Genomic DNA, 12536 nt, shown 5'->3' on the forward strand with positions numbered 1-12536 from the left:
ATCAACACCCGCGACCGGCGGCCGACACGACGGGTCACAGCCAAAGTCATCACGCTGCACCCCGCGATAGTTCAGTAGTCAAGCAACGGCATTGTCCCGGAACGTCGAAGTGGAACCGGATCGAGCACCGGCTCTTCTCCCACATCACCATGAACTGGCGCGGCCGCCCGCTGACCAGCCACGAAGTCATCGTCCAGTCCATCGCCGCGACCACCACGCGCACCGGGCTGCGCGTGAGTGCCGCACTGGACACCAACACCTATCTCACCGGCGTCCGTATCGGTGACGCCGAGATGGCGGCCATGACGCTGACCCGGCACGCATTCCATGGTGAGTGGAACTATGCCCTGCACCCGCAGCCCTGCCCTGCCGTCCCCCCGAGCTCCGCATGCGCCGGCCCCACAGTGGGACCAGGCCCTGTTGTCCGATCCGGCCCTGACCGGGATGTCCCGGCAAAAACTGGACGACCTGACAAGGACTTTGGTCCTCGACGGCGATGCCCGGCGCGGCCGTCCTCCTCGGCTCGCCTTCCCCGAACAGGTCCTGGCCACCGTGCTCCACCTGCGGGTCGCCCTGGCCGCGGAACCCCTCGCCGTACTGTTCGGCAGCAGCCGGACCGCCATGCACCGCACCCTCCTGAAGACCAGGAAACTGCTCAAGACACACGGCATCGTCATCCCACCCGCGACGACGCCACCCGTCGCTTCTTGTGTCCGCTTCATGGTCGAGGGGTGCGCGGTGGCGTCGGTGCTGGGAATGCTGGAGGAGCGAGAGGCGGCTGCCCGCGTGCAGGTGGAGGGCTTGCGGGAGGAAGCCGCGCGGTTGGCTGAGGTGTTGGAGGCCACTGAGATCGAGCTGGACCGGCGGGTGATCGCGCGGGAAGAACTGGTCGAGGCCCCGGCAGTCTCTGCGGCCGAGTCCACTGCCGTGACCGGGACCGAGGCGGAGGAGGAAGCGGCGCCGTCACTCGCGCCGGTGCCGGGCTCGACGGTACCGCCTTGGCGGGAAGGGCTGCCGGTGACGGTTCTGGCGCCGGACTATCAGCGGATTCTGGGCGTGCTGGAACAGCAGCGGTCCACGGGTCACGGGCCGCTTCGGGCCAAGGAGGTCGCGGTGGAGCTGGGCCTTGGGACGACGTCGGCGAAGGTCGAGGGGCTGCGGTCGAAAGCCCGGCGCCTGGCGGAGCGCGGGTGGCTCCTCCTGGAGGCGTCGGGGGCAATTCAGCGCCGGCCGGCGGCCCGTGCCCTTGCCAGACGCCGACTCATCCGCGTGACCATCGACCACCGGATCATCGCCTCGCTGGTGGCGGGCAGGGTCTCGTAGTCCCGGGCCAGACGGCGGGAGTTCATCAGCCACGCGAACGTGCGCTCGGCCACCCACCGCCTCGGCAGCACCACGAACCCTGTCATGTCGTCGATGCGCTTGACGATCTCCAAGGTCAGAGCGAGCTTGTCCCGGCACCAGCCGACGAGGCCGCCGGTGTAGCCGCCGTCGGCCCAGACAAGGGTGATGTCGCGGTGCAGGCGGCGCAGCCTCTCAGCAGGCCCGCCGCGGCGTCCCGGTCACCGATGATCGCGGCGGTGACCGCGATCACCAGGAGCAGACCGAGGGTGTCGGTCACGATGTGCCGTTTGCGGCCCGGCACCTTCTTCCCGCCGTCGTAGCCGCGTGAGGCGGCCGGCACCGTCGCCGCGGCCCGCACCGACTGCGCGTCGATGATCCCCGCCGTGGGCTCGGCCTCGCGGCCCTCGCGCTCACGGACCCTCCCGCGCAGCCGGTCGTGGAACTCGGTGATCAGCCCGTGCTCGCGCCAGCGGCGGAAGAAGGCGTAGACCCGACCCCAGCCGGGGAAGTCCGCGGGCATCGCCCGCCACGAGATCCCGCCCGCGACCAGATAACGGATCGCGTCAAGCAACTGCAGGTGGCAGTAGCCCTCGGGCCGTCCGCCCCTGCCCTGAAGCCAGGCCGGTACCGGCAGCAACGGCCGGACCTCCGCCCACTCCGCGTCCGTCATGTCCGACGGATACCGGCGCACCCGATCGGGATGATCGGCCGCGTTGCCGTACACGTGCGCGAGGCAATCACACGATGGAGCAGCCGAGTTGAAGTCGACGGGCTCGGACGCGTACAACAACGACAACAGGGCCTCCGGGAACCGCTCGGAATGGGGTCGCACCCCCGAGCTACCAGGAGGCCCTGCCTTCATGCGCGTACCGCCGGAAGATCACCCGACCAGGAACCCCGTTCGATCCACACGTTCCAAGATCGGTTGAGATACAGCTTCTGACACCAGCCAAGGGGACACAACGAAACGAGTTCGGAGAAGTGATCTTCATTGGCTGGGATCCTCATAAGGACGTATCCCGGGCGAGATGAGGATCAAGTGCAGCTGTTGATCGGCCTCCTGGGAGGCATCATGGGTTCCGTGACTGGCGGATTTCTCACCTGGCTCACTACTCGATGGACACTTCGGCGAGAACTCGCACATAGCTACGACAAGGAGCTCAGGGCGGAGAGAGTCCCGGCCTACAAGCGGCTCTGGCAGATAACCGGAGCGCTCCCTCGATATCCCTGGCCCGCCAATCCCACCCGATCGGATCTAAGAGCTCTTATTGAGAAGTGCCATTCGTGGTACTTCGAGGTCGGTGGCCTGTTCTTCTCTCAGGAGACCAAAGACGCGTACCTCGAGATGATGAATGCTCTCGACAGCGCGGCTGGCAGACAGGCCGGTGATAGCACCGAGGTCGAGGATGACGTCGTTCAGGGACTTTTCATCGTTGGTGAGCGACTGCGGCTCCACTTGGCGGCAGAAGTCGGGGCAGGCCTACGACCTCAGATCTCCTCGACACAGTTACGCCCAGCCGAAAGTCCGCAGGGGCTCGTCAACTGAGAATGTCCAGACCGCGTTTGAGATCTCGCGCGAGACAATCGACCGGTGACTCGAACCGTAGACCGTGCCCGCTCCCTGGAAGAGCTTGAGCGCGACTGCTGGCCTGCCCCTCCGGCCGACGCGACCCGCCTCGCCGTAACCGCTCATGCTCTTCGGAGTAAGCCAATCGGTGAGCTGACCATCGAGGACATGCGCATGCTGATCAGGCAGGACGTGGGACTGCCATATCTCCTGCCGCTGGCGCTGGATGTCCTGCGGGGCAACCCGCTGGCCGAGGGCGACATGTACGAAGGTGACCTGCTGTCCGCGGTCGTCACCCGGAGCCCGGCGGCTTGGAGCGAGTTGGCCAGGCTCAGGCATGACCTTCGCGTGATCGTTTCGGAGCTGGCGGCCATGCCGCACGTCCTCCGGCTCGACGTTGAGCGGTTTCTGGCCGCAGGACGCTGAGCTGTGTGCTCCACCGACAGCATTGCGCGGCCGCTGTCTACGGGACCTGCCGCAGGAGCGGGCGGGCGCCCGGGCGCGTCGCCGACCGACCTCGGGTGAGTCGGCGGACCATGATGCGATCATTGCCCATCGGATCACGGTCTCCGATCGGGCAGGGGACGCTTTCGGGCGACTGGGGTCAGGCGTCGGGCCGCTTGTTGTACGCGGCAAGCGCCGCCTTGTTCGTCGAGGCGTCCTGGAACACCAGCTCCCACGGCCCGGTGTTCACGTCGAACTCCTTGCCGAAGCCTACCCACTTGCCGGTCATGCGCCGTCCCGTCGGCTCGACGAGCAGCTGGATCGCGCCGTGATATCGGGCGCCCCGGTAGTAGCCATCGGTCGCCGTCTGCTCCGTCCAGGTGCCGGTAGCAACGTGACCGTCTATCTCCAGGTCCATGGTCAGCGGGCTGTCGGACGAGCCGGGCAGGCTGCGCACGGTCAGCCGGTTGCCGTGCTGCAGCACGACGACGTAGTGCAGCCCGGTGTACGCGGCGTCGCGGCCGCTGGAGAAGTACTCGTACCGGCTGAGCCACACGCCGCTGTAGTTGCGGTGCGCGCCCTGCGGTTCGGGCTGTGACGTGGCGGCCGCCGGGGCGATGCCGCTCGCGGACGCCTCGACGTCGTGGCCGCCGTGCCCGTCCTCGGAGACCCGTGCCGTGGGCATGGTGCCGGTGAAGCCGAGGGACTCGATGGGCAGGCCAGTGACAGACTCCAAGGCACGCGCGTACACGGGCCGAGGAGCGGTGGTGACGCCGGACTCCCAGCGCTGTACGAGCCGCTTGTTGGCGTCGTTGGGCTGGCCCGCGCGGGTACCGGCATCTCGCACGGCGCGGGCGAAGTCGTCTTGGGACATTAGCAGGCCGAGGCGGACGGCCCGCAGTGCGCTGTTCGGTGTGGCCATGGCAGCAAGGTAGCCCCAACTGCCGTGGAATGACACCGAAATGACGCCCCGCGTGTCGCCGGTTTGACGCCCGCACTGACGCCGCGCAACTCTCCGTGCCCGCGCCAAGGTAAATCCGTGACGACGACAGGCAGCGGCACACCGAACCCGGGTCTGACCATCAGCATCTACCGCGTCGACCCGCGCACCCTCGAACGCAGCCCGGCCGTGGCCCGCATGCTCCCGGCCTCCGACGAACCAGTGATGACCAGCGCCTACCCGCCATGCGCCTGCCCGCACTGCACCGGAGCAGGCGCGCGGTGAGCCCGATGTGGGACGAGCCCAAGCATGGCGCCGGTGTTTGCTCCGCATGCGGCCATCACATCGACAACGGGCTCATCCACTGGGTGCCGCGCGTGTCCGGGCCGGACATACGAGTCGTGGTGCATGCCGACCCCGCCGACTGTCAGCCAGTCACCCCATGAACCCCCGCCCCGACCGGACGCATCCGGCCAGGAAACCCCGGCCAGGGCGGGCCAATCCCCATCACAGAGTGAGGAGATCAGCCATGACCGTACCTTCCGGACCTCCCGTACCGGACCCGCCCGGCACCCCCATCCCGGTACTGAAGTCAGCCCGCGCGTTACTCAGCGACGCGCAGTTCAACGATGTCCGCGGCACCATCCTGGACAACAACCCCGGCATGGACCCCGAGATCGCCGGGCGGATCCTCGTCGACGCACTCGGCTTCGTCGCCACCGCAGCCGGAAAGCCCGGCCGAGGCCTGGTCCCCAGCCGCGTCGTGGACGAGGGATGGCACGCGCTCATCCTGCACACAGGCCTGTACTACGACCTGTGCAACAGGTTCGGGAACTTCGTGCACCACATTCCCGACCGGCAGGACCTCGGCCGGGACAACCAGGCATCCGTCGACCACACGGTGGATCGCATGCGGGCCGCCGGGCACGAGCCGGACCTCGACCTGTGGCGCGGCCCCGAAGACCGGACGATCCCGGTCGCGGCGAAGTGCCGGCACTCGGACGACACCGGCCCCATCATCACCATCCCCAAGCCCAAGCCCAACGGCTAGCCTGGGCGCCATGGCTCAGGAATGGATTGACCCGCGATACGTCGAGCTCGTGGCTGCGTGGAAGCGCAGCCAGCACCCCGCCTCGCGCGACCCGCAGCCCAGGCCTACGCGTGGCTTCATCGTCCCGCCCAAGGCCTGACGCTCGTCTCCGGCCCCGGTCGGTCTGCATCCCCCGTCGCAGGCCGATCGGGGCCCATCACAAACACACAACCGGTCAAATCCCCGTGACCCCAGGACGTTCCGTATCTCCGCCAGCGATGGAGGAGCTTGGTGGTGAACCCGCCGCGCGAGCGGCCCATTCCCTCACCTCCCACACCACCTCCACCAGCCGGCCGTCAAGGCTCTGCCACGGCATCTCGCCCTGATGTTCTGCCGCTTCGGCCCCCTTTGAAACAGGGGCCGGCGGCGGGCCGAGGCGGGCACCGGCCGCGTGCTGATGCGCGCGCACGATCGTGGAGTCCACCGAGATGTCCAGTCGATCTCACCTGCCGCGTCCACCTCGGCCCGGACCCGCTGCAGCAGTCGTTCCCAGGTGCCGTCGGCGGACCACAGCCGGTGCCGTTCATAGACGGTCTTCCATGGGCCGAACCGTTCGGGCAGGTCACGCCACCGCACCCCGGTCCGCACCCGGTGCAGAATCCCGTCAACCACTTGCCGGTGGTCACGCCACCGGCCACAACGCCCGTTGCTCACCGGCAGGAACAGCCGCAGCCGTTCGTGGCGGACTGCCGTCTGGTGCCGAGGGCGTTACTGATGTGGGTCCAGGTGCCTCCAGCCGTGCGGGCGGCCCCACGGCCGCGGTCAGGATCGGCAGCGCGGTCTGCCTTGCCGTTCAGCGGTTTGTTTCGGAGGCGGTGGCGGGAGGGGATGCCGACGCCCCGACCACAGCGAAATCCCCGGGCGAGCCGGCAACCTGTCACTCGTACGTGGGGCGGGGCCGCTGTTCCCGCAAGCCTCCCGTTCCTGCCGGTGGAAAATCCGGTCATGGGGACTGGCAGGCGGACACGGCGGGTTGGTGTGTTCTATCTCGTGTTGGCAGTTGGCGGCATGGCCGGGGCCGTGTGCATTGCCGTCCGTTTCGACCTGCGGGTGGCAGAGACGGTAGCGGCTCTGCTTCCGTCCGTAGGCGGCCTGTACCTGTCCTGGGCAACCTTCCGGGCCGATCGGCGGGAGGCAGCCGACGGGTACGGCGTGGCCCAGATCGCCGATCGGCTGGCAGTGGCCGTGCGGAGCCAGTGGGAGTCGGAGGCCCAGGTGCGGCGGCTGAACGACCCCTATCCGCTCCCGGTCTCCTGGCAGGCAGCCGATCCGCGATTCGGCGAGTCGTGGTCCCTCCTGCGGGAGACGGCCGGGGACTGGCCGTCCGGCCGGTCGGCTCCTCCCTCCGGCTGGGCCACTGGGTCTGCTGGACTGGCCGGGGCAGGCGGGGAGATCACCGAGGTGTTCCTGGAACGGGTGCCGACACGCCGCCTTGTGGTCCTCGGCGACCCGGGAAGCGGGAAGACGATGCTGCTGATCCGCTTGTTGTTGGCCTTGGCCGCCGAGCGCACAGAGGGAAGCCGGGTTCCGGTGCTGTTCCCGCTGGCCTCGTGGAATCCTGCGGAGCAGACTCTGGAATTCTGGATGGCCGAACGGCTCGCGCGTGACTACAGCGGTCTTGGCGCCTCAGAGGTGGGGCATGCGGAACACCCTGGGCAGGTCAGCCATGCCCGAGCACTACTGGAGCACCAACTGATCCTGCCGATCCTGGACGGCTTCGACGAGATTCCCGAACCGGTCCGCGCCATGGCGTTGGATGCGATCAACGCCGCCCTGCCGCTCGGCCAGCCGCTGGTGCTGTCCAGCCGCGTGACGGAGTACGGTGACACGCAGGCCCCGGCCCGCGGGGTACCGGTCAGGCTTTGCGGTGCCGCCGCCGTGGAGCTGCGCCCCTTGGAGGCGCCGGTCATTGCCGACTATCTGAAACGGGATGCCGGGGGCCAGCACACAGCGGCGGCTGCCCGCTGGGATCCGGTGATTCGCCTGCTCGGCACCGATGCCCCCGTGGCACGTGCACTGACCACACCACTGATGCTCTTTCTGGCCAGGACGGTGTACAACCCCCGGCCGGGGGAACAATCCACTGTCCTCCCCACGCCTGCGGACCTGTGCGATCTGACCCGCTTCCCCGACACCGCAGCTGTCCGGGCCCATCTCTTCGACGCGTACGTGCCCGCCGCCTACCGGCCACATCCGCGGTATCCGTGTCGCTGGTCTCCCCAGCAGGCCGAGCACGCCCTGCAATATCTGGCGCGACACCTGCAACACACCCTGGGCGGTACTACCGACCTTGCCTGGTGGCAGGTGCGCCGTGCGCTGCCGCCCCGTATCGCACAGGTGGTGACAGGAGTTGTCCTCGGTGTCGTGGCCTGGACCGCCGCCAGCTTGGTGGGCAGGTTCACGGCGCTACTCGCCGGCCTCGACTCCGGGTGGCAGACGGGGCCGCCCGCAGCCGTCGTCGCGGGCCTGGCCGGAGGGATCGCAGGAGGCATCGGCTGCGGCCTCGTCGCAGGGGTGACCGGGGGCATCGCCGAGGGCGTGCCCCACGTACTCAGCACTGGGCAGCCAGGATGGCTACCGACCACGTTGGCCTATGGACTCGCCTACGGCTTCGCCGGCGGAATCGTCGGTGCCCTGTCGAGCAGACTCGCGGTTCGGCAGCCCGGGACGCCCTCGGGGCACCCCCACTGCCGGCTCTGGGACTGGCGCATGTGCGCCCTCGGCTTCACCGCCGGGGCCTTCCTCTGGTTCGCGTTCCGCCACAACTACGGCCCGACGGCCGCGGCCGTCGGTGCGCTCGTCAACGGGGCGGTCTACGCACTGGCCGGCGGAGCCATCGGCGCGCGGGCAAGCAGCCTGTCCTCACGCCGCCCGAACGCCATCCCGACCGTGCGCACGCTGTGGGCCTGGAACTGGCGGGGCTTTTCGGTGGGCCTCGCCAGCGGCTCCACCATCGGCGTCACCCACTGGGGGGTGATCGGGATCCAGTCGCTCCTCACCGGCACTCCCTCCTACACCTTCACAACCATGCTCTCTTTCTCATCCGCGTTCGGGCTTGCTGTCGGAATCGCCCACGGCCTCGCCGGCAAACCGGCTGATCTCGCCACCTCGGTCGGACCGGCCGCCCTCCTGAAGCAGGACCGAAGGATCTTCAGCAGGCTGTGGACTGTCGTCGGCCTTGCGGTCGGCGCCGCGTTCCTTCTGTGCTACGGCGTCGAATACGCCGTACAGGGCGGGCTTCCCTACGGCCTGGGCCAGGGGACCGCGGGCGGACGGGCGATGTCGATGAGCCCGCCCCACATCATCGACCGCGGTCTCGCCTACGGACTCACCGTCGGCCTCGCGGCGGCGATCGGCCACAACGCCTGGTGGTACTACACCCTTACTCGCTACTACCTGGCGGCGCGCCGACACCTCCCCCGGGACCTGACCGCCTTCCTCACCGACGCCCATGAACGACGCGGCGTATTGCGCCAGGCAGGAACAGTCCACCAATTCCGTCACATCGACCTGCAGCACCATCTCGCCGCCCCATGGCGGCCTCACGAGCCCGGAGCGTCGCGCCCGCCCCACAGGCTTCGGCCGCACCATGTACAAGCGCCGCAACGAAATCGAGCGAACGATCAATGCCCTCACGGGCTTTCGGGCAGTGGCCACCCGCTTTGACAAGCGAGCGCATGTCTTCCACGGCACTGTTCCACGCTCGGCGCCTGGGTCATCGCCGTGGCGGTCGCCTCCCGGGGCGACCGAGGATCGCAACGACCAGACCATGCGCGAGCAGTAGCCTGGCCGCCATGACGGTTGCCCTCCGGGGCGGGCGCGGGGAGCCGACCTCGACCAGGACGTCGATCCGGTCGGCGGGCCCGTACGCCTGATACCGCTCGGCCGCCGGGTCGTAGGCCCGGACCTCGCTGTGCGGGCCGGAACACACCAGGGCACGGGCGATGTCCGGCAGGCCCAGGCTGAGGGCGTCGCATTCACGGTCCTGGATGAGCTGGAGCAATCTGCGGTGACCGCCTCCCAGTCGCCGACCTCCGGCCGGCGCGCACCGCCGTCCAGTTCGTGGGTGAGCGTGGACAGCGGCACAATCTCGCCTTGTCGGCGGCCGCGGGTGAGGCGGTCGTAGATGCGGGCGCCGTCGGGCTGCCGTACGCGCGGGTGCAGCAGGGAGGCTGCGGCCACGAGTGAGGTGTTGATCTCCTGGGCGGCGGCCGGGTAGTAGGCCTCGTGTGCGAAGAGCAGGTACACCTCGCTGGTGGGCTGCTCGGGACCGTCCTGGGGCATGTGCGTTTCCTCCTTCGTCGACGACATGGGGGCGAATGGTCGGCTGAGGGACGGAGCCCGGGTGGACAGGGCCCAGCGGCTGCTGTACGCCGAGGCGGTCGTGCCGGGCGGTGGGCGCGTCGCCCTCCGTGGGCGTGACGATCTGGTTGGTCTGGACGGCGAGTCGTGGCGACGAACCGGGCCGTCCAGTCGTCGAGCCCCCTGCCCACGGAACACCTGCGGGCCGACCCCCACCTTCCGCCCCCGTTCGGGATGCTGCCGGCGCCACGACACCCGCTCGGCCTCCGGCGAGGCACGTGCGCTACTGCCGGAACTTCGCGGACTACGCGGTCATGGAGTCCCTAGACGGTCGCCTCTGGCGAGGGCGTCGGACAGGCGGCGGCGCAGCTCGACAAGCTCGGTCTTGCGGGTCTGGGTGAGGCGGTGGGTTGCTGGCAGAAGCGGACGAACCCGCCGCGTCCGAAACGCAGCGAGCCGTCACCTGCGACACCGGGACCAGCCCAACTGACTTGATCCACAGGTCTTGACGATGCCTCTCAGACCTCGCGGGCATGACAGCAGAGCTGTCCTGGGCACTGCGTGGCGTCGGCTCACAGCCTCCGCTCGGGTCGGCGTTCGCAGCCGCTCGCGGACGGCGACTGGAAGTGCGACTGCTGGGGTGACAGCGGATGCGCGCAGGATGTGGGGGGCGGCCTTCGCGGTCGCTCCCCACGCCCTGCGTCACGTTCGCGTGCAGATGGCTGCACCCCCAGCCGTCAGTCGCCGGTCACCAGGCCGATGACCAGTAGAGGGCGTGGCTCGTCGCGCGCAGGGGAGCGGCGCCGCGGGTGGTGTGCCGCCAGGCCTGTCCGCCGTCGTTGGAGTAACGCATGGGCTTGGCCCCCCGGCTGATGATGCGCAGTTCACTGTGGCTGATGCCGGCGGACTCGTCGTAACGCACCAGGTGCGGTGCCCCGTGGTCGGTCGGGGTGGCGCTCCTGGGCGATACGGACTCGTCGGCCTGAGAACCGATGAACGTCCAGTCGGTTCCTTGACGGGACTGGGGCACCTTGGCGTCGGTCAGCCAGTTGCTGAAGTACGAGCCGGGTGTGATGTCCTCACACTGCTGGGCCGTGGGGAAGGTGTCGACGCAGACGTCAGCGTTGAACGTGCCGTAGTGCGGGGTGCCGAGCGTCACCGCGTCCTCGACGTAGATGTAGTCCGGCCAGTCCTTCTTGTGCTGCTGGGTGCCCAGGACGGCGGCCCGGATGATAAGCCCGCCCATGGAGTGGCCGACCAGATCGACACTCTCGCCCTTGACGGAGTGGTTCAGGTAGATGTTCCACGCCAGTCGGCGGCCGAGCTCTTCCAGGCCCAGCTCCCACGTGCCGTCGCTCGACGCCAGGTTGATGTCGCAGTTGTAGTCGCCCTTGTAGAAGCCGACCTGGGTGAACTGCTTCTTCTTCCAGCCCCAGCGCTTCGAGGCGTTAATCAGGTACTTCCAGCGGGCGTTGCAGCTGACGCCGTCCGATGTGGGATCCGGGTTGAATCCCTTGACGAGGTAGACCGTCTCGTTGGAACTGTTGTTGCGCGGCGGTGGTGTCTCGCCAGGGTCGGCGGCCGCGCCGGCGGCACCGCCGGCGATCGTGGCCAGGCACAGTGCCACCACGCCCAGGAACTTCCACAGATGTCTCATGTTTCCCCCCTTCGTTTCCCACGCTCTGGCCCCACATGACCAGAGCGTGGGCGGTGTGCCCCGACGGCCTTCGCCGACGGGCTGCGCTCCCGACCATCGGGTAAGCCGCACGGGGATGTCCATCCGATGCGCCTGTCCGGGACAGTCCCGGACAGCTTCGACGGGAGCCGCTCCCTCGCCCCAGGTGTGCTGGATCGGCCGACCATCGATGGCTGGCGATGGCCCGGTCAGTGCTGGAAGGGCACGAGAAGTCCTCGCGTCCGGTGCGGTATCTGGTCCTGACCGAGATCGAGGAGCGTCTGGCCAAGGAGTACGGGCCCGGGACCGGGCCGCTCCCGCGATGTCGGCCGTCGTCTTCCTCGTGAAGGACCGTCCTGCGGCGGCAAGTTCGGGACTCGCCTGTGGGGCCTGGAGGACAGCCTGCCTGGCCTGGTGGCGCTACTGATCGTGTCGTGGCCCGTCGCGCTTTTCCGGCTCCTGCCAGCCGTACTCCGGCCGCCGACCCGCCGAGGCGATCAGGCCGAGCCAGAGGGAGCCGGGCCTGGCGCTCGCGTCGACGGCGGGCGGCGCGCCCTCGAACAGGAATGTCACAGGCCGACCCGCGTGGAGCTGCCAGCCCCGCGAACGCCGTCGGGCGGACACCGTCCGGGCGTCCCCCAGCGTTTCGTGAGCGTCACGCCGAGCGCCATCACACCGGCACCGCCGAGACCCGCCAGAATCCCGACCGCGTCGAATCCCGCGTCAGGGCCGATGACTACCAGCCCGACACCCACGATGCACGCGATCCCCCACGCGAAGCTCCAGGCCGACGTGCTCTGGTGAAGCACCGTCACGGCCATGACCGCCACGACCAGTGGCTGCGCCGCACTCAGCGTGGCGGCCACCCGCCGGGAAGCCGTTCGGCGGCGACGAACAGCAGCGGGAAGAACAGGCCACCACCGCTAGCCGAACCGGCCCTGCTGCCGCAGGAGCCAAGCGGTGCGGCGCTGGCGGCCTGCAGCATGGCGAGCATGCCCGCCGAGATGGCACTGCGGCAGCGGCCAGTGCAGCGATGCGACGTGTGAGGCTGTTTCCCGCTTCGCCCTTCGTGCGGAGGGGGCTAGGGTCTGTCGTCAAATGATCTTGCGTGGTGGATCATGGTCGGGTGATACGTCGCCATGAACTGTCGGATGCCGAGTGGGAGTTCGTCCGT

Annotated in this window: 11 protein-coding genes and 3 pseudogenes; 7 read left to right on the plus strand and 7 right to left on the minus strand. The window is 68.8% G+C overall.

Translation table 11 applies throughout. From position 1 onward, the window contains the following. Positions 1 to 95: 95 nt before the first annotated feature. Positions 96 to 705, plus strand: a pseudogene (locus ACFYWI_RS37780) (ISAzo13 family transposase); the annotation flags it as partial. Between the two features lie 515 nt (positions 706 to 1220). Here ACFYWI_RS37780 and ACFYWI_RS37785 read toward each other — a convergent pair. Continuing rightward, positions 1221 to 2014, minus strand: a pseudogene (locus tag ACFYWI_RS37785) (IS5 family transposase). A gap of 369 nt (positions 2015 to 2383) precedes the next feature. On the opposite strand from ACFYWI_RS37785, the gene ACFYWI_RS37790 reads away from it, so the two are divergent. Both ACFYWI_RS37790 and ACFYWI_RS37795 read left to right on the plus strand, forming a co-directional pair. Beyond that, positions 2384 to 2890, plus strand: coding sequence for a hypothetical protein (locus ACFYWI_RS37790; protein WP_389240624.1), 507 nt, complete (start codon positions 2384 to 2386; stop codon positions 2888 to 2890). Between the two features lie 45 nt (positions 2891 to 2935). Then, positions 2936 to 3337: a contact-dependent growth inhibition system immunity protein gene (locus ACFYWI_RS37795; protein ID WP_389240626.1), complete on the plus strand. Its 402-nt coding sequence runs from the start codon at positions 2936 to 2938 to the stop codon at positions 3335 to 3337. A gap of 178 nt (positions 3338 to 3515) precedes the next feature. Here ACFYWI_RS37795 and ACFYWI_RS37800 read toward each other — a convergent pair whose 3' ends face one another. After that, a complete protein-coding gene (locus ACFYWI_RS37800) occupies positions 3516 to 4277 on the minus strand; it encodes an XRE family transcriptional regulator (RefSeq protein WP_389240628.1) in 762 nt (253 codons plus the stop codon). A gap of 117 nt (positions 4278 to 4394) precedes the next feature. Here ACFYWI_RS37800 and ACFYWI_RS37805 point away from each other — a divergent pair, with 117 nt between their 5' ends. From ACFYWI_RS37805 to ACFYWI_RS37815, 3 genes are all read left to right on the plus strand, one after another. Further along, positions 4395 to 4580, plus strand: a complete 186-nt coding sequence (locus ACFYWI_RS37805; protein WP_389240630.1) for a hypothetical protein — start codon at positions 4395 to 4397, stop codon at positions 4578 to 4580. 244 nt (positions 4581 to 4824) lie between these two features. Then, a complete protein-coding gene (locus ACFYWI_RS37810; RefSeq protein ID WP_389240632.1) occupies positions 4825 to 5346 on the plus strand; it encodes a glycine-rich domain-containing protein in 522 nt (173 codons plus the stop codon). 10 nt (positions 5347 to 5356) lie between these two features. Continuing rightward, positions 5357 to 5485, plus strand: coding sequence for a hypothetical protein (locus tag ACFYWI_RS37815; RefSeq protein ID WP_389240634.1), 129 nt, complete (start codon positions 5357 to 5359; stop codon positions 5483 to 5485). A gap of 269 nt (positions 5486 to 5754) precedes the next feature. Here ACFYWI_RS37815 and ACFYWI_RS37820 read toward each other — a convergent pair. After that, positions 5755 to 6057: pseudogene (locus tag ACFYWI_RS37820) on the minus strand (IS5 family transposase); the annotation flags it as partial. 378 nt (positions 6058 to 6435) lie between these two features. Between ACFYWI_RS37820 and ACFYWI_RS37825 the strand changes: the two are divergent. Continuing rightward, positions 6436 to 9051: an NACHT domain-containing protein gene (locus ACFYWI_RS37825; protein WP_389240636.1), complete on the plus strand. Its 2616-nt coding sequence runs from the start codon at positions 6436 to 6438 to the stop codon at positions 9049 to 9051. A 49-nt stretch (positions 9052 to 9100) separates the two neighbouring features. Here ACFYWI_RS37825 and ACFYWI_RS37830 read toward each other — a convergent pair whose 3' ends face one another. The 4 genes from ACFYWI_RS37830 to ACFYWI_RS37845 all read right to left on the minus strand — a co-directional run bounded on the left by ACFYWI_RS37830 (position 9101) and on the right by ACFYWI_RS37845 (position 12228). Next, positions 9101 to 9388, minus strand: a complete 288-nt coding sequence (locus ACFYWI_RS37830) for a hypothetical protein (protein ID WP_389240638.1) — start codon at positions 9386 to 9388, stop codon at positions 9101 to 9103. A 1047-nt stretch (positions 9389 to 10435) separates the two neighbouring features. Then, positions 10436 to 11344: an esterase/lipase family protein gene (locus ACFYWI_RS37835; protein WP_389240640.1), complete on the minus strand. Its 909-nt coding sequence runs from the start codon at positions 11342 to 11344 to the stop codon at positions 10436 to 10438. Positions 11345 to 11782: 438 nt separating this feature from the next. Continuing rightward, positions 11783 to 11935 (minus strand): hypothetical protein, encoded by a 153-nt coding sequence (locus ACFYWI_RS37840; RefSeq protein ID WP_389240642.1) that lies wholly within the window; start codon positions 11933 to 11935, stop codon positions 11783 to 11785. After that, the gene (locus ACFYWI_RS37845; RefSeq protein ID WP_389240644.1) at positions 11932 to 12228 is read right to left on the minus strand and encodes a hypothetical protein; all 297 of its coding nucleotides are present in this window, start codon (positions 12226 to 12228) and stop codon (positions 11932 to 11934) included. Before ACFYWI_RS37845 ends, ACFYWI_RS37840 begins: the two co-directional genes overlap by 4 nt. Positions 12229 to 12536: the final 308 nt, after the last annotated feature.

It is taken from the genome of Streptomyces sp. NPDC002889 (assembly GCF_042888425.1).
Classification (GTDB): Bacteria; Actinomycetota; Actinomycetes; order Streptomycetales; family Streptomycetaceae; genus Streptomyces.

Excerpts from the sequence above, each read along its gene's own strand:
- ACFYWI_RS37835 (WP_389240640.1), bottom strand. The coding sequence starts at position 11,344 with ATGAGACATCTGTGGAAGTTCCTGGGCGTGGTGGCACTGTGCCTGGCC.
- ACFYWI_RS37800 (WP_389240628.1), bottom strand. The coding sequence starts at position 4,277 with ATGGCCACACCGAACAGCGCACTGCGGGCCGTCCGCCTCGGCCTGCTA.
- ACFYWI_RS37810 (WP_389240632.1), top strand. The coding sequence starts at position 4,825 with ATGACCGTACCTTCCGGACCTCCCGTACCGGACCCGCCCGGCACCCCC.
- ACFYWI_RS37815 (WP_389240634.1), top strand. The coding sequence starts at position 5,357 with ATGGCTCAGGAATGGATTGACCCGCGATACGTCGAGCTCGTGGCTGCG.